The 16,063-nt window shown below is 72.2% G+C and carries 18 protein-coding genes and 1 pseudogene; 10 read left to right on the top strand and 9 right to left on the bottom strand.

Features of this window, described 5'->3' with window-relative positions; translation table 11 throughout:
- Window positions 1-23 precede the first annotated feature (23 nt).
- A complete protein-coding gene (locus tag ACWC9R_RS23935) occupies window positions 24-2,156 on the bottom strand; it encodes a SpoIIE family protein phosphatase (RefSeq protein WP_450734356.1) in 2,133 nt (710 codons plus the stop codon).
- Window positions 2,157-2,423: 267 nt separating this feature from the next.
- Between ACWC9R_RS23935 and ACWC9R_RS23930 the strand changes: the two genes are divergently transcribed.
- From ACWC9R_RS23930 to ACWC9R_RS23890, 9 genes are all read left to right on the top strand, one after another.
- Window positions 2,424-2,846, top strand: a complete 423-nt coding sequence (locus ACWC9R_RS23930) for a gas vesicle protein GvpO (RefSeq protein WP_450734355.1) — start codon at window positions 2,424-2,426, stop codon at window positions 2,844-2,846.
- 86 nt (window positions 2,847-2,932) lie between these two features.
- Window positions 2,933-3,394, top strand: coding sequence for a gas vesicle structural protein GvpA (locus ACWC9R_RS23925; protein WP_450734354.1), 462 nt, complete (start codon window positions 2,933-2,935; stop codon window positions 3,392-3,394).
- A gap of 3 nt (window positions 3,395-3,397) precedes the next feature.
- Window positions 3,398-4,111: a GvpL/GvpF family gas vesicle protein gene (locus tag ACWC9R_RS23920; RefSeq protein WP_450734353.1), complete on the top strand. Its 714-nt coding sequence runs from the start codon at window positions 3,398-3,400 to the stop codon at window positions 4,109-4,111.
- Window positions 4,112-4,120: 9 nt separating this feature from the next.
- Window positions 4,121-4,372: a gas vesicle protein GvpG gene (locus tag ACWC9R_RS23915; protein ID WP_450734351.1), complete on the top strand. Its 252-nt coding sequence runs from the start codon at window positions 4,121-4,123 to the stop codon at window positions 4,370-4,372.
- 75 nt (window positions 4,373-4,447) lie between these two features.
- A complete protein-coding gene (locus ACWC9R_RS23910) occupies window positions 4,448-5,014 on the top strand; it encodes a gas vesicle protein (RefSeq protein WP_450734350.1) in 567 nt (188 codons plus the stop codon).
- Window positions 5,011-5,826: a GvpL/GvpF family gas vesicle protein gene (locus tag ACWC9R_RS23905; RefSeq protein WP_450734348.1), complete on the top strand. Its 816-nt coding sequence runs from the start codon at window positions 5,011-5,013 to the stop codon at window positions 5,824-5,826. Before ACWC9R_RS23910 ends, ACWC9R_RS23905 begins: the two co-directional genes overlap by 4 nt.
- The gene (locus ACWC9R_RS23900) at window positions 5,823-6,071 is read left to right on the top strand and encodes a gas vesicle protein (RefSeq protein WP_450734347.1); all 249 of its coding nucleotides are present in this window, start codon (window positions 5,823-5,825) and stop codon (window positions 6,069-6,071) included. The genes ACWC9R_RS23905 and ACWC9R_RS23900 overlap by 4 nt, the downstream gene beginning before the upstream one ends.
- Window positions 6,061-6,471, top strand: a complete 411-nt coding sequence (locus tag ACWC9R_RS23895) for a gas vesicle protein K (RefSeq protein WP_450734345.1) — start codon at window positions 6,061-6,063, stop codon at window positions 6,469-6,471. The genes ACWC9R_RS23900 and ACWC9R_RS23895 overlap by 11 nt, the downstream gene beginning before the upstream one ends.
- A 12-nt stretch (window positions 6,472-6,483) precedes the next feature.
- Window positions 6,484-6,657 (top strand): CsbD family protein, encoded by a 174-nt coding sequence (locus ACWC9R_RS23890; protein ID WP_450734344.1) that lies wholly within the window; start codon window positions 6,484-6,486, stop codon window positions 6,655-6,657.
- Between the two features lie 63 nt (window positions 6,658-6,720).
- Here the strand turns inward: ACWC9R_RS23890 and ACWC9R_RS23885 are convergent, their stop codons facing one another.
- The 3 genes from ACWC9R_RS23885 to ACWC9R_RS23875 all read right to left on the bottom strand — a co-directional run bounded on the left by ACWC9R_RS23885 (window position 6,721) and on the right by ACWC9R_RS23875 (window position 9,740).
- Window positions 6,721-7,689 carry an SDR family NAD(P)-dependent oxidoreductase gene (locus ACWC9R_RS23885; protein ID WP_450734343.1) on the bottom strand — a complete coding sequence of 323 codons (969 nt, stop codon included), beginning with the start codon at window positions 7,687-7,689 and terminating at the stop codon, window positions 6,721-6,723.
- Between the two features lie 282 nt (window positions 7,690-7,971).
- Window positions 7,972-8,835, bottom strand: coding sequence for a Rieske 2Fe-2S domain-containing protein (locus ACWC9R_RS23880; RefSeq protein WP_450734341.1), 864 nt, complete (start codon window positions 8,833-8,835; stop codon window positions 7,972-7,974).
- A 143-nt stretch (window positions 8,836-8,978) separates the two neighbouring features.
- Window positions 8,979-9,740 (bottom strand): histone protein, encoded by a 762-nt coding sequence (locus ACWC9R_RS23875; protein ID WP_450734340.1) that lies wholly within the window; start codon window positions 9,738-9,740, stop codon window positions 8,979-8,981.
- A gap of 285 nt (window positions 9,741-10,025) precedes the next feature.
- On the opposite strand from ACWC9R_RS23875, the pseudogene ACWC9R_RS23870 reads away from it, so the two are divergent.
- Window positions 10,026-11,603, top strand: a pseudogene (locus ACWC9R_RS23870) (alpha/beta hydrolase); the annotation flags it as partial.
- A gap of 96 nt (window positions 11,604-11,699) precedes the next feature.
- On the opposite strand, the gene ACWC9R_RS23865 reads toward ACWC9R_RS23870, so the two are convergent.
- From ACWC9R_RS23865 to ACWC9R_RS23845, 5 genes are all read right to left on the bottom strand, one after another.
- Window positions 11,700-11,927 (bottom strand): DUF6458 family protein, encoded by a 228-nt coding sequence (locus ACWC9R_RS23865; RefSeq protein ID WP_327227699.1) that lies wholly within the window; start codon window positions 11,925-11,927, stop codon window positions 11,700-11,702.
- Between the two features lie 120 nt (window positions 11,928-12,047).
- Window positions 12,048-13,064 (bottom strand): non-homologous end joining protein Ku, encoded by a 1,017-nt coding sequence (gene ku, locus ACWC9R_RS23860; RefSeq protein WP_450734339.1) that lies wholly within the window; start codon window positions 13,062-13,064, stop codon window positions 12,048-12,050.
- 141 nt (window positions 13,065-13,205) lie between these two features.
- On the bottom strand, window positions 13,206-14,597 hold the full coding sequence (locus ACWC9R_RS23855) for a DUF2252 domain-containing protein (RefSeq protein ID WP_450734337.1): 1,392 nt from the start codon (window positions 14,595-14,597) through the stop codon (window positions 13,206-13,208).
- Between the two features lie 21 nt (window positions 14,598-14,618).
- Window positions 14,619-15,017 (bottom strand): DUF7144 family membrane protein, encoded by a 399-nt coding sequence (locus tag ACWC9R_RS23850; RefSeq protein ID WP_450734336.1) that lies wholly within the window; start codon window positions 15,015-15,017, stop codon window positions 14,619-14,621.
- A gap of 97 nt (window positions 15,018-15,114) precedes the next feature.
- On the bottom strand, window positions 15,115-15,954 hold the full coding sequence (locus ACWC9R_RS23845) for a hypothetical protein (protein ID WP_450734334.1): 840 nt from the start codon (window positions 15,952-15,954) through the stop codon (window positions 15,115-15,117).
- Window positions 15,955-16,063 lie beyond the last annotated feature (109 nt).

Raw genomic sequence — 16,063 nt, 5'->3', positions numbered from 1 at the left:
GGTGACGGGGAGTCAGCTCCCGTTCAGGCAGCCGAGACCGGCGCCGTCGGGAGCGCGGCCAGCAGCATCAGGGCCACGTCGTCCTGCCGGTCCGCGTCGCCGTGCCGGTTCTCCAGAAGGGCGTCGGCGAGACGGTCCGGGCCCAGGGGCGGCGCGTCGTTGAGGCGGGCGGCGAGGTCGGCGACGGAGCGGTCCGGATCGACCCCCGGCGTTTCGATCAGGCCGTCGGTGTAGAGCGCCAGCACGGACCGCGGCGGCAGGGTGATCTCCGTGGTGGTGTACCGGGCATCGGGCTCGATGCCCAGCAGCAGGCCCGGCGGCACCCGCAGCACGGTGGTGTGCCGGTCGGGGTGGCGGAGCAGCGGCGGCGGATGGCCGGCGCCCGCCAGGCACGCCCGGCGGGTGCGCAGATCGATATGGACGTACAGACAGCTGGTGAACAGCCCCGGGTCCAGACCGGTCAACAGCCGGTTGGTGCGGGCCAGGACTTCGCCCGGCGCGGCACCGGCGGTGGCATAGGCGCGGACCGCGGTGCGGACCTGCCCCATGAGGGCGGCGGCCGCCGCGTTGTGGCCCTGTACGTCGCCGATGACGGCGGCGACGCTGTGCTCGTCGAGGCGGAGCAGATCGTAGAAGTCGCCGCCGATGTCCATGCCGCGGGTCGACGGCAGGTAACGGGCGGCGACGGCGAACCCCGGCACGGAGGGCAGCACATGCGGCAGCAGACCGGCCTGGAGGTCGTGCGCCAGCTGCTGCTTTGCGTCGTACAGACGCGCCCGGTCCAGTGCCTGGGCGATCAGCCCCGCCAGCGAGGTGAGGACCTGGCGCTCCTCCAGGTGGAAACTGCGGGGCCGGGTGTACGCGAGGATGCAGCAGCCGACCGGGCGGCCGGACACGATCAGCGGCAGCACCGCCCGCGCCGCCTTGCCGGTCAGCCGCGGCAGCCCCGGGTAGTCGTGCTCCATCTCCTCGGGGGTGCTGTAGAAGGTGGGCTCCCCGGTGGCGAGGGCGCGCACGGCGGGGCTGTTGGCGGCGCCGAGGGCGACCCCCTCGAAGGCGGCGACCGCCTCGGCGGAGTACCCGCGCTGCCCGATGGTCCGCAGCCGGCCCGCCTCCGCCACGTACATGAGCATGCCCTGGGCGCCGAACGCCGGCACGATCTGGTCGGCGACGAGATCGACCACGTCCTGCGTGCCCACGGCCTCGGTGAGGGCGGCCGCCAGATGCAGCACGTGGTAGATCTGGCCGGCCCGCACGGGCACCACCTCGCCCTCCGCGGGGGACGCCACCGGGCCGTAGTCCCTGCCCGACGGGCTGATCCACACGCTCAGGCCCCGGCCGTCCGGGAACAGCCGGAAGGTGAGCCAGTGCTGCGGCGGCCGGCTGGCGGTGAACGACGTCGGCCGGCGGCTGATCACCGCGGCGCGGTAGCGGTCCTCGAAGACCGGGTCGCGCAGCCACGGCAGGACCTCCCAGGGGCGCGCGCCGATCAGCCGGCCGTCCTCCTCGCCCAACAGCTCCCGCGCGCCCTGCGTGACCAGCGTGATGCGTCCCTCCAGGTCGAGGGCGCAGCAGCCGCCGGGCAGCCGTTCCAGGTAGTCGGCCGCCGCCAGGGCCTCCTCCGGGCGCACGGCCCGCACCGGCGGCGGGGCGAGCACCCGCGGCGCCTCGGACGGACCGCCGCCGTCGGGCCGGGGGTGCCGCTCCAGCAGCGCCGCCAGCCGCTCGCACCCGGCCTCCAGCGCCTCGCGCTCCGCCGCCGACAGCTGGGGCGCATGGCCGGCCGGCCACAGCAGCAGCAAGGCGCCCCGGCCGCGGTCCCGGCCGCCGACCGGGGCCGCGGCCAGCGAGAAGTCGTACGGCACCGCCACCGCGGTACGGGGGAAGTCGCGGGCCATCTGCTGCTGGCCGCCCGCCCACACCAGCCGCTGTTCGCGGGTGGCGACGGCGACCGGGATGGGCGCTGACAGCGCGACCCGGTCCCACGGCGCCAGGAACGGCGCCGGGACCCCGCTCATGACGGTCAGCTCCAGGACCGGCGCGTCGGCCGCCAGCACATAGACCCCGCCGATCGACGCCCCGGTCTCCCGCATCGCGCGCAACAGCGCCTGGCCCACCGGGTCATCCACCGGGCCGGACCCGGTCCCGCCGGTCATCGTCCACCTGCACACAGCTGTCGTCGTGCCATCGAGACCACTCCGGCCCGCCGTTTCCTCCCCGTGCCGAGACCTTCGTGACGTCTCTCCCGGGACAGTGCCGACGTTACGCCGCCCACCGGGCCGTGGCACTCGCTGCCGGGCCGTCCGGTGCCCGGGACCAGGCACTTCCGTCCCGAGATGCGCTCAGCCCCGGCCGCGTATCATGAAGTGGCGCCTCTTTGTAGTGGCGCGGGCAGCATGTCGCCTCCGATTCCGGAGAGAAACATGGCCGCAGGCGAAGAGGACGAGACCGAACGAGTCCGGCGTCCTTCCAGTAAGAAGACCGCCAAGAAGACCGCCAGGAAAGCCGTCAAGAAGACCGCAGGACGTGCCGGCAGCGACCGGGCCGGCCGCCGGGAGAGCGAGAGCGAACCGCCGCCCGCGGTCCGCCGGGTCTCCGCACCACGTGCGATGCGGTACGCGGCGGAGCAGCTCAAGGAGCTGCTGGGGCGGGCCCCCGAGTCCGTCTCCTCGGTGAAGCCGACGGAGGACGGCTGGCAGGCGGAGGTGGAAGTCCTGGAGCTGGAACGTGTCCCCGGCACCACCAGCGTCATGGCGACCTACCGGGTGATGCTGGACAAGGAAGGCGAACTGGTGGCGTACGAGCGCACCCGCCGCTACACCCGGGGCCAGATCGACCGCCGATAGGGCCCGGAAGACCAGGCGGGACCGTTCGCCCGGCGAACGACACGGCCGCTCCGTAAGGCCGGAGCCAGCCGGTGAAGGGAGGCACCGTGTCTGTGGTGCCGCAAAGCGGAGGACCCGTCGCCGCAGGTGGCGGCGGAGGCTCCGGAAACCTCTACGACATCCTCGATCTGATCCTGGACCGCGGTCTGGTCATCGACGTCTTCGTGCGGGTGTCGCTGGTGGGTATCGAGATCCTCAAGATCGACGCCCGGATCGTCGTCGCGAGTGTCGACACCTACCTGCGCTTCGCCGAGGCCTGCAACCGCCTCGACCTGGAGGAGGGGCGCAAGGCCCCCTCCCAGCTGACCGACCTCGTCGGTGAGGTGACCGAGGGCGGCTCGCACGGCAAGGCCAAGGGCGCGCTGTCCGGCGCCGCGGAAGCGGTGAGCGACGCCCTCAAGGGCGGTGGCGACGAGGACGACGAGGAGCGCGAAACGAGGCACAAGGAGCCCGCCGAGCGGCGCGAGCGGTCCGCTGCTCGCCGGCCGGCCCGACGCCGGAAGGAGTGAGGGATGTCGGTCTACGTCTATTCCATCGTCGCGACCAGCCATCCGCAGGCCCTGGAGGGCCTCAAAGGGGTGGGCAACCCGCCGACCGACCTGCGCACGGTGCAGAGCCGGAAGCTGTCCGCCGTCGTCAGCGACGCCCCGGAGGAGCTGCGGCCCAAACGGCGCGACCTCGGCGCACATCAGGCCGTCCAGGAACGGCTGATGGCCGACGGCACGGTCCTCCCCCTGCAGTTCGGCTTCACGACCACGGACGACGAGGCCGTACGGGCCGTCCTGAAGGAGCGGGCCGACGAGTTCTCCGAGCGGCTGGAGGCGCTGGAGGGCTGCACCGAATACCACCTGAAGGCCGCCCAGGACGAGGACTCCCTGCTGCGGCAGATCCTCACCGAGTCGGACCAGGCGCGCGAGCTCAACGAACAGATCCGCAGCGGCAACGCCTCCCCCGAACTCCCGCTCGCCCTCGGTGAACTCGTCTCCCAGGAGGTACAGGCACGGCAGGAGCAGCTGGCCGCCGGAGTCCTCGACGCGCTGCGCGGATTCGCGCAGGAGGAGAGCATCTCCGCGCCGACCGGCAACGACTTCCTGAGCGTGTCCTTCCTCGTGGACCAGGACAACGAGAAGAGCTTCCTCGGTGCGGAGCGGGACCTCGCCAAGGAGCTGGGGGAGGACTTCGACCTCCGGCTGCTCGGCCCGCTGCCCGCCTACAGCTTCGTCTAGGGAGTCCCCATGGGACTGTTGAGTCAACTTGCCACCCTTCCGCTGGCACCGGTGCGCGGCGTGGCCTGGGTCATGGAACGCACTCTGGAGGCCGCGGAGAACGAGTACTACGACCCCGAACCCGTCGAGCGGGAACTCGCCGAGCTCGAACGCGCGTTGCTGGCGGGAGAGATCTCCGAGGAGGCCTTCGACCGCCGCGAGGACGAGCTGCTGGACCGGCTGGACGAGATCAGGGCCCATGCCCAGGGCACCGACATCTGACCGCGGTGGCCGCCGCGGAACGGGAACGCCGCCCCGCGCTCCCGTCGCAACGCCGGGAATCGAGGTGCAGCGGCCGTGAACGAACCCCTCGCCAGGAGGATGGGCGACTCCCCGTCCCGGGCCGGGCCGTACGGCGGCCAGGGCTCCTCGGCCAACCTCGCCGACATCTTGGAGCGGGTCCTGGACAAGGGCATCGTCATCGCGGGCGACATCCAGATCAACCTGCTGGACATCGAACTGCTCACCATCAAACTGCGTCTGCTGGTCGCCTCGGTGGACAAGGCCAAGGAGATGGGCATCGACTGGTGGGAGCACGACCCCTCGCTCTCGTCCCACGCGTCCGACGGCTACCGCTCGCTCCGCGACGAGAACAAACAGCTGCGCGCCGAGATCCAGGCCCTGCGCGAGGACGTACTGCCGGCGGCCGACGACGAGGAGGACGAGGAGGAAGCGGAAGCCGAGGAAGTGGACGAGGTGGAGGACGAAGCCGAGGACGAGGCGGAGGACGACGGGGAGGACGGGGAGGACGAAGCCGCGACCCAGGCTGCGGAGCGCCGCCGTGCCGCGCGCCGCTCCGCCCGTGGCGCCCACGCCAAACGGGCCGGGTCCGGCTCCCGCACCAAGAAGCGGGACACGTCATGACCGAGGTCATCAGCTATGCGTACGCCGTCGCCCGGGACGACGACGGCTCGCTGGCGCAGGCGCTGTCCGGACTGCCGGGGGTCGCCGACGCACCGGTGCACCTGGTGCGCGCGGGGGACCGCGACGAGGTCGTGGTCGCCGTGAGCCCGGTGCCCGAACAGGACTTCCACGAAGCCGCGCTGCGCGCCAACCTGGAGGACCTGGACTGGCTGGAGTCGGTGGCCCGGGCCCATCACCGGGTGATCGAGGCGCTGGCCGCCCGCGCCACCGTCCTGCCGCTCCGGCTCGCGACGGTCTACCTCGACGACGAGCGGGTGCGGCGCATGCTGGCCGACCGCCGGGCGGCGTTCGCCGCGCGGCTGGCCGACCTGGCCGCGCACACGGAGTGGGGCGTCAAGATCTACGTCGAGGCGCCCCCGCCCACCGACCGTCCGGCCGCCCCGCCCGCGGAAGCGGAGGTGAGCCCCGGACGGGCCTACCTCAGCCACCGCAGGGCACAGCGGCACGCCCGGGAGGACGCCTACCGCGAGGCCCAGGAGGCCGCCCGCCGCGTCGAGACCGCCGCCCGCGGCCATGCCGTCGACCGGGTCCAGCACCGGGTGCAGCAGGGCGAACTCGCCGGCGGGTCCGGCGAGAACGTCGTCAACGACGCCTACCTCGTGCCGCTCGGGCACGCCGACAGCTTCCGGGCCGACATCACCCGGGCCGCCGAGGGCCTGCCCGGGGTACGTGTGCAGGTCACCGGGCCGTGGGCCCCGTACTCCTTCGCCACGCCGCCCGAGGCCGAACCGCTGACGGACGCCGCACCATGAGACCGGCGGGCGGTCCGCCGGCGACGACGGACGAACCACTGCCCGACCGGCAGATCGCGCTGATCGATCTGCTGGACCGGCTGCTCAGCGGCGGCGTGGTCATCACCGGCGACGTCGTGCTCTCCATCGCCGACATCGACCTCGTCCGCATCTCGCTGCGCGCGCTGATCGTCTCCATCAGCGAGAAGAACCCCTCCCCGTGGTCCGCCCTCGCACCGTCCGTACGGGACGACCATGACGGCTGAGGACCGCCGGCCCGGCAGCCGCTTCGACGATGTCGCCGACGCGGCCCATCGGGCCTTCCGTCTGCTGCCCGCGGCACCCCAGGACATCCCGCCGCCGGGCGGCCGGGCGAGCCGCCCCGCGCACCGGATCAGCGCCGACCCCGACACGGTGGAGCGGGACCTGATGAAACTCGTACTCACCCTGGTCGAGCTGCTGCGCCAGCTCATGGAACGCCAGGCCCTGCAACGGGTCGACGCCGGAGACCTCACCGAGGAACAGGAGGAACGCCTGGGAGCGACGCTGATGATCCTGCACGACCGGATGGTGGAGCTCTGCGCCCGGTACGAACTGAGGATGCAGGACCTCAATCTGGACCTCGGGCCGCTCGGAACCCTGCTGCCACCCGCCGAAGAGCCCTGAAGGGAGCACGACATGGGCATCGCGAAGAAGACCAGGAACATCGGCCAGATCGTCGAGGGCAAGGCCAAGGCGACAACCGGGAAGGCGCTCGGCAACAAGAGCCTCCAGAGAAGAGGCAGGGCGGAACAGGCCATGGGGAAGATGAGGCAGGCGGTGGAGAAGGGCCGGGACAGCTTCAAGCACTGACGGCCGTACGGCACCGCCCCTGATGAGCGGGCCGCCCGTCCGGAGCCTCGGCCGTACGGGCCGCTAGCGCTGGTTGAAGCGGTCGGCCGCCCGTTCGTTGAGGGCGCCGAGGACGCCGCGCAGCCGCCGGGCCGGCGGCTGTTCCCCGGCGGCGACCGTCGACCCGTCGACGGTGCCGCGCGCGCCGTTGCGGGGCAGCACCCGGGCGACCGCCGACGCCAGCCGGGTGGTGGTCACCGGGGCCAGCCCGTGCACCCTGGCACCGAGCCGGGCCGCCGGGGTCAGCACGATCCGGGGCCGCCGCCGCTGGAGCGCGGTCACGATGCGCTCCGCCGCCCGCTCGGCGTTCATGGACAGCACCGGGGCCCCGGCCAGCGCCGAGAACCAGGCGTACTCCCGGCGCCGGTCCCCGCCGAACAGGGCGTGCAGATGCGACCCGGTGCGCATCAGACCGGGGTGGACCGCGGTCACGGAGACACCGTGCGGGGCCTCCTCCGCGTGCAGCCCTTCCGCCAGCGTGGCCACCGCGGACTTGGCGCAGGAGTACGGCAGCAGATGCGGCACCGCCACCAGACCGCCGACGGAACCGACGAGGGCCAGCCGGCCGCCGGCCGGGCTGCGCCGTAGGTGGGGGAGGGCGGCGAGCGCGGTGTTCAGGGCCCCGTTGAAGACGGAGTCCATCGCCTCCTCGAAACCGTCGGAGCCCAGCGCGTCCGCGGGGCCGACCTGGATGATGCCGGCGTTGGCGATGACGATGTCCAGCCCGCCGTGGTCCCGGACGATCTCCGCGAGGCGGTCCCGCACCGCGGCCCGGTCCCGCACATCGCACACCACGGCCCGCACCGCCCCGCCGCCCCACTGGCCCAGCTTGCCGACGGCCCTGCCGAGTTCGGCCTCGTCCCGGGCCAGCAGCACGACATCGCAGCCGCGCCGCAACAGCTGGCGGGCCATGAGCAGCCCGAGCCCCCGCGAGCCGCCGGTGACGACGGCGGTGAGCCCCGCGATCGGGGGAGCGTCCGGAAGCACACGCATGATGAGCCCTTCCACTGGGCGCGGATCGGCGCGGACGGGGCCCGGCCCCGCGGGACGAGGCGGGACGCCGCACGCCTGCTGCCTTCGACGGTAGCGGGCGACGGGCACCGGCGGACCCGGCGCACGCGCCGCTGAGCAGGGCTTTCGTGCCGCCGCGCGGGAGGGACGCCCGGACGGCCAAGGGCGGGGGAGGCCCGCCGCGGTACGCGGACCCGCGCGGGCGCGTTCGGCCGATCGGGTGACGGCCGCCGCCGAGCCCGTACCCGTACCCGCCCCGGCGGTTCAGCCCGCGCCGGGCAGCCGCACGTACACGGAGCCGTCGCCCTCCACGGTCACCCGGAACGACGGCTGGGGAGCGGTCGCCGGGCCGGCGATGTTCGCGCCGTCCGCCAGCCGGAAGACGCTGCCGTGCCAGGGACACGTCACACAGCCGTCGGAGAGGGCGCCGTCCGTCAGGGGCCCGGACAGATGGCTGCACCGTCCGGCCAGGACATGGATCTCACCACCTGTCTGCCGGACCACCAGCAGGGGCACTTCACCGAGTTCCCGGCGCACGGCCTCACCGACCGGGAAGTCCTCCACCCGGCCCACGCGGTGCCAGCCCTCGTCCACCAGATGCGGCACCGGCTCCGTCTTGTTGGCGCCCGCGCCCTGCCGGAAGGCGAGGTGCCCGCCGAGCATGGCACCGGCACCGGCCGCGGACAGTCCGGCGAACCCGAGCACCTTGCCGCGTATGGTGCCGCCCCGGCCGCGATGCACCCAGGACCGCGAGTACAGGCCGATGGCCACGGCGATCGACGCCGCATGCACCAGACCGGTACGCATCTGGTCCTCGTGCTGCTCCGCCCAGTCCACCCAGCCGGACCACGCGGCCGGCACCGCCGACAGCACACCCACCCCCACCAGGAGGCGGGCAGCGCGCCGGGTACCGGGGACGAGGTCCAGCACCGCGGCGGACAGCCACGCGCCCATCGGAAGCTGCACCAGCGCCGGGTGCAGCGGATGACCGATCGGCAGGCCGTGCAGCACATCACGGAAACGCCCCAGGGGCAGACCGCGCACCACCCGCCGCACCGGGCCGATCACGGTGTCCAGCTGCTCCCAATGGGCGGGCGCGTCAAGCGACTTCACGAGTGCGGACGTCATTCCTCTTCCTCCTCCTCGCCTTCCTCATCCCACTCACCGTCTTCTTCCCTGTCCTCGACGGCCTCTTCGTGGGGCGTGGCCCGAGTCCGCGTTGTCCTGTCCCGCCTTGGCCATGACCGGTCACCTTCGGCGTTCGATGATGTCTACTTGGCGCTCTTCTTGGCGGCCTTCTTCGCGGGAGCCGCCTTCTTCTGTGCGGCGGTCTTCTTCGCAGGAGCCTTCTTGGCGGCGGCCTTGCCTGCCGCCTTCTTCGCCGCGGTCTTCTTTCCCGCGGTCTTCTTCGCCGCAGTCTTCTGTGCGGCGGTCTTCTTCGCCGGGGCCGCCTTCTTGGCGGGTGCCTTCTCAGCCGTCTTCTCGGCCGTCTTCTGTGCCGTGGTCTTTTTCGCCGCCGTCTTCTTGGCCGCGGCCTTCTTGGCGGGCGCGGCCTTCTTCGCCGCTGTCTTCTTCGCAGGAGCCTTCTTCGCGGCGGTCTTCCCGGCGGGCGGAGGCTGCCCACCCCGCTTCTGTGCGGGGGCGCGTGACGCACTCCGACGCGACCGCTCCTCCGGCTCCTCCTCCTCTCCTTCCTCCCCTTCCTCTTCCTCCTCCGGACCGGGTCCGAGCGCCACCGTACGGTCGTGGAGGGCGTCGGCGAGCGTCTCCAGACGGCGGTTGGCGGCGGTCGTCAGGGCCTTCCGGCCGGCGTCCAGCACTTCCCCGCGCAGCTGTTCACCCAGCTCCGCGACCTGGGGGAGCTCGCTGAGCTTGCGCACCCCCTGTGCCACGAGCCGGCGTGGTTCCAGTCCGAGCTGACGCCCGGCGATATAGGAAGCCACCGTGAGCGCGAACCGGCCCTTCTTGGTGCGGCCCAGCACATAGCCGCCGGCCAGGGCGGCCGCCAGCAGGACCTTGGTTCCGTCGTTCATGGGTGCGTCACCTTTTCCCGGACGTGCAGCCGATGGGCCTCTGCGCGGGGGGGCCGCCACGCGGTGGCGTCGTTCGGCCCTATCTCCAGGGTGATCGGAGTAGCGGCCTCCGCATCTTGGGCGGATCAGAGGCCCGTTCCAGGGACACGCTGCGAAAGGAACCGGCCCCGCTGGGTGGCCGCGTCATGACACCGTGACCGTCGGTCGCCGCCCGCGCGGCAGGGGTTCCACGGGCCGCTCCACGGCAGGTGTGCGGGAGCTGTGCAACGGCCCTAGGCTCGAAACATGCCGGGAACACGCCGTGCACCGTCTCGTGTGGGAGTAGGGGGAGCGCGGTGTGTTCGCCGGCGCATGACCGCCCTGCGGCTCTCGGCGCTGGCGGCCGTGGTGGCGCTGCTCTGTGCCTTCGTGGGAACTCCGGGCGCGGCGGCCGTCGATGACCCGGACCTGACGTCGTTCTACGAGCAGACGCTGTCCTGGGAGCCCTGTGGACAGGACCTGCAGAACGGCGCGCAGAGCGACGGCGCCTCCCAGCCGCCCGGCTTCCGGGAACGCCTGGAGTGCGCCCGGATGGAGGTGCCACGGGACTATGCCAACCCCACCCGCAGCACCATGGAGGTCCAGCTGATCCGGCTGAAGGCGACCGGGCCCGGCAAGCGCCTGGGCTCCCTGGTGCTCAACCCCGGCGGGCCGGGTGCTTCCGGCGTCAACTATCTGATCGACAGCGGCAACGCCTTCGCCCGGCTCGGGCAGCGCTACGACATCGTCAGTTTCGATCCGCGCGGCACCGGCCACACCGAACCCATCTCCTGCGGCAGCAAAATCGCCTCGGGCGGCGACGAGAGCCTCGCCGCGAAGGAGAAGCGCATCAACGAGGCCTGTGGCCGGTACTCCGGCGGGCTGCTGCGCTGGGTCGGCACCCCCGACGTCGCCCGGGACATGGACGTCCTGCGCGCCGCGGTCCACGACGACAAGCTGAACTACCTGGGTTTCTCCTACGGCACCAAGCTGGGCGCGGTCTACGCCCATGAGTTCCCCGACAAGGTCGGCCGGATGGTGCTGGACAGCGTCGAGGACCCCACCAAGAACACCTGGCAGACCGCACTGGCCCAGGCCCGGGGCTTCCAGCGGGCGCTGGACGACTTCGCCGCCGACTGCCTGCGCGGCCCGGACTGCCCGCTGGGCACCGACCAGAGCAAGGCGCAGGAGCAACTGCGCAACTGGTACCAGGAGTTGAGCGAACGGCCGATGAAGGTGCAGGGGGAGACGGTGGACGAGACCACCTATGTGTACGCCCTGCGGGAGGCGCTCTACAGCAGAAGCGACTGGCCGGCGCTGCGCCAGGCGCTGACACAGCTGCGCCGGGGGGACGCCTCCGGGATTCTCCGCATGAGCGAGAGCGGTGGCGGCAGTGCCACCCGCGCCGTCCCGGCACCGCCGGTGGGACGGGACGACCTACCGCCCCAGGACCAGCTGGCCCTCCGGGCGATCGCCTGCCGGGACACCTCGGAACGCTATGACGCCGGCGACTACCCGCGGGCGGAGCGCGAACTCACCGAGGCCTCCCCGCTCTTCGGCCCGGACATCGCCCCGCTGCTGCTGGACTGCTACGGCTGGCCCGTCGCCGGCGACGACTCCTCCCGGGAGGTCGCGGCGCCCGACGCCCCGCCGTTGCTGCTCGTCGCGACCAGCAACGACCCGGCGACCCCCTACGAGGGCGCGTTCAACATGGCCCGTGCGCTGGACAATTCCAGTGTCGTGCTGACCTACCACGGTGAGGGGCACGCCGCCTACACCACCGGGGACCTCTGCGTGCAGCGCCATGTCGACGACTTCCTGCTGAACGGCGAGCTGCCGAAGGCCGGTACCTCCTGTGGGCGAGCCGCGCCCCGGCGGCCGGGGCGGGGTACACGGCGGCGCGCACCGCGGAGAAGAGGCCGCATGACCTTGTGCCCGGGGCTACTTGTAGTAGCGGGTGTCCTCGACGTCGACGACCGGGGCCCCGGGGGACGGCGGCTGGACACGCCGCCGCTTGAGGATGCTCACGTACGTGGCGAGGCCGATGATGCCGACGATCATCATGATGATGCCGACCAGGTCGACATTGATTCCGGCCATGTGCCAGTCCACCGCGAAGGTGAGGATCGCCCCCACGGCGAGCAGACCGATGCATCCGCCGATACCCATGGCGTCAGCCTCCATAACTGTATGGGCGATAAAGCCTGTTGACGGTTCGCGTACCCCGGGGCCGACGCCTTATGTGCACCGGCGGGGCGCGCCACCGCGGTCCCGTCCCGTGGGGGAGGCTCAGCCGGCCCGCCGCCCGCCCCTGCTCGCGGTCTTCTTCGCCGCGGCCGGCTTCTTGGCCGTGGACTTCGCGGCGGTCTTCTTGGCGGCGGTCTTCGAGGTGGCCTTCGAGGTGGCCTTCGCGGTGGTCTTCGTGGCGGCTTTCGCGGTGGTGGCCTTCTCCGCCGTGCTCTTCTTCGCCGCGGTCCGCTGCGCCGCACGGCCGGACCGGGGCACGGTCTCCTCGTCCTCGCCGCGGGACCGCTTCGCCGCCCGGACGCTGTCCTGGAGGGCCGCCATCAGGTCCATCACCTGGCCGGCGGGCTGCTCCTCGCCGGACGGGAACTCCGGCTCCCGGTCCGCCAGCTTCGCCGCCACGATCTCGTCCAGCGCCTCACGGTAGTGATCGTGCAGATCGTCCTCCGACAGCGCGCCGAAGGAGTCCATCAGGGCCTCGGCGGCCGACACCTCGTTGCGGGCGACCTCCGCCTGCCGCTCGGGCAGCACCCCGTCCATCGGACGGATCTGGTGCGGCCACAGCAGCACCTGCATGACCAGTGCGCCCGCCATCGGGCGGATCATGGCGAGGGTCTCCCGCCCGTGCAGCGCGATCTTGCCGAGCCCGACCCGCTGATGCCGCTCCATCGCCTCCCGCAGCAGCACATAGGGCTTGGCCGCGGCCGGACTGTCGACGCCGAGGTAGTAGCCCTTGCCCATCTGCAGCGGGTCGATGTCGCCGCCGGCCACGAACGCCAGGATGGTCAGCGTCTTCGCGGTAGGCAGCGGCAGCGCGTCCAGGTCCTCGTCGCTCAGCGGTACGACCGTGTCGCCGCCCCCCGGCTTGTAGCCCCGGCCGATCTCGTCCGGGAGGATCTCGACGCCCTCCAGGGAGCACACGGGCTGATTGCGCACCCGTCCGCCGTCCGCCGTGTGGATGCGTACGAAGCTGACCGACGCGGAGGTGTCCGTGGCGTTGTACGCGGCGACCGGGATCGTGACCAGGCCGAAGCTGATGGAGAACTTCGCCGTGGGGCGCATGGGGGCCGCCTTCGTCGGAGCCGTTCGCCACCATGCTAGGCGGGGCGGACGGGCCGTACACCCCGGGCGGCGACGGATGTGCCGATCGGGTGGCGGCGGCCGCGGACGCCGCTCAGCGGGGCGTCGCGGCGCCTTGTCGTCTCAGCCCGGCCGGGCGCTGACCCGGCCCTCCCGGACCGCCTCCGCCAGCGCCTGGTGATCACGCTCGTTCTGGTCCGCGTAGCGCTCGGCGAACCGCGCCAGCGCCTCGTCGAAGACCGTGCCCCGCCCGAGGTACGCGGCGATCGCGATCCGGTCGCCGGACCGGGCGTGCGCGCGGGCCAGGGTGGCCCCGCAGCGGACGGCGAACCGCCGCATGCCCACCGGCACCATCATGTCCGCGGGCATGATGCCCTTCCAGTCGCGCAGCTGGCGCACATAGAAGTCGCGTTGGCGTCCGTCGATCCCGGTGACCCGTTCCCAGCCGAGGAAGATGTCACTGGCGGCCTGCATCAGCCGCTGGCCGGCCACCACACGTGCGCCCTGGTTGGTCTCCGCGGCCGCTCCGGCGTACGCGGCGAGCGCCGACTCGTCGGCCTCCTTGGCCTGGAGCAGCAGCGGGTCGTCGGAGTCCTTGCCGAGCAGCAGTACGATCCAGCAGCGGGTGCCCACACTGCCGACGCCCACGACCTTGCGGGCCACGTCGACCACCCGGTACTGCTCCAGCAGCCGGCGGTGATCCGACCGCAGGGTGCCGGCGTAGCCCTGGATCAGCCCGCGGATCTGCTCCTGCAGCCGGTCCCGCTCGACGTCCGGCAGCAGATCGTCCAGCGGCACGATCAGCGGGGGATCGGCGGCGATCCGGACCTGGCCGCCGCGCTGCCGGGTCAGCTTGCGGAAGGCCTGCACGGTGTCGTGCGTCCGCGCTTCCGCGATCACCCGGGACAGCCCCGCGCGGCCCCTGCTGCCCAGCTCCTGCGCCTCCTCGGCCTGGATGTCGGCCATGTCGGCACGGGCGTACCAGACCTCCAGGGTCCGCATGTCCGCGTACTCGCGCATCCGGTCGCGGTAGGACGCGCAGGCGGCCCGGACGATGCCGGTCCGGACCTGTTCGCTGAAGCCGTTGCCGCGGCCCGCGATGGCGAAGCTGGCCGCCAGCCGTTTGACGTCCCACTCCCAGGGGCCGGGCAGGGTCTCGTCGAAGTCGTTGATGTCGAACATCAGATGGCGCTCGGGGGAGGCCAGGAGCCGGAAGTTCAGCAGATGGGCGTCCCCGCACAGCTGGGTCCGCAGTCCGGTCGACGGGGTGGTCGCCAGGTCCGCCGCCATGATGGCGGCGGCGCCGCGGTAGAAGCGGAACGGCGACTCCAGCATCCGCCCGTAGCGGATCGGCACCAACTCCGGTACACGGACGGCGGACTGCCGCTCGATGAGGTCCACCGGGTCGGCGCGGTCGGCGGCGGGCGCGAAGTCGGCATGACCGGAGCGGGGCACTTCGGAGCGAAGTGCCCTGCCCTGTTCGGCGCGTTCCTGCGCGGTGGGTCCGGTGGCCATGGCCGGTCCGGAGGGCTCAGCTCACCGTGTGGCGGTGTGCCGGTGGTTGTCCGTGCACAGCGCCCAGATGATGAAGACGTCGATGGCGACCAGCACGATGGCCCAGAAGGGGTAGTGCGGAATCCACAGGAAGTTCGCCAGCGCACCCAGGCCGGCCAGGATCACACCGATGATCCGGGCCCACATGGCCCCGGTCGAGAGCAGTGCGACACCCGCGAGCAGGATGACGATGCCCAGGATGAGGTGAATCCAGCCCCAGCCCGTGAGGTTGAACGAGAAGACGTAGTTCCGCGTGGTGACGAAGACGTCGTCCTTGGCGATGGCGGAGATGCCTTCCAGGAAGGCCATCGCACCACCGAAGATCATCAGGACTGCGGCGAATGCGGTCCATCCGCCGACATAGTTCTTCTGAGTGGCCATGGGTCACTCCTCACTTGAGAAACCTGGCCGTCCTTGCCGGACCTGCCGGTGGCCATGCAGTGCATTCACCGTGGCACACGTCCCGGTCAGCCGCATGTCAAGGGCGTTCGAAGACCTGGAGCACCCCGGCCACCGCGAAGCACAGGGCCCCCGTGAGCGTGCCCCAGTTGGCGACGCCGACGCTGACCTCGCTGCCGGTCTCCGGACGGGTGAACGCGGCCACCGCGGACACCATGAAGAGCACCGACCCCAGCTGGTTGACCGCGACGATCCACCACCCGAGGCTGCGCCGGTGGAGGCAGGGCGGGCCGTGGCAGATCTCGGCGACCGCCAGATGCCCCGAGATCAGGAAGAGCAGACAGCCGACCATGTCGGGCGTCCAGACCAGCCGGTTTTGCTGCTGGGCCGTGAGCCCCTGCAGGAAGGAGTCCAGCAGGTTGACGCCGAACACCAGCGTCCCCGCGAACAGCACGAACGTACTGACCCAGTCGATGCGCCCCGGCTCGTAGCTCCACCACCGGAAGCCGTGCGTGGTCAGCGCACCGGCCGTGCCCTCCCGTCGCGGCGCGTTGATGCTCTGAACGAGTGAGGCGTAGGCGCCCAGGGTGAAGAACACCCCGCCGGTGAAGTAGATCGTGGCGCTCGTGAGCGGGCGCTCGGCGCTGAACTGGGCGAGCGCCGCGCCGAGGGCGAAGAGGGTCCCGCCGACCGTGAAGGAGACCGCGGCCACGTCGTTGAGCCGGCGCAGCCGGTCCAGCGCCGCGGTGCCGGCCCGCCGCGCGCGGCTCTCGGCGGCCCCCGCGGGCCGTACGGCGAGCGTCCCGCGCTTACGGGCCGCCCGCGACTCCCAGACGGCGGTGCCGCCCTCTTCGAGGCGCCAGGTCAGCCGGGAGACGAACGGTCCCGCACCCTCGGCGCGCTCCTCGGAATTCCGCACCCGCCGAGCGTAGCGATCCGCCGCCGGATTGCCGGTAATGCCTCGTCAGCGGGTGCGGGAGTCCCCCGGGACGCCGACGCCCGCGGGGCCGTACCGGACTGCTGCCGGT

It is taken from the genome of Streptomyces sp. NPDC001219 (assembly GCF_053597915.1).
This window is presented reverse-complemented; position numbering and strand designations above follow the sequence as displayed.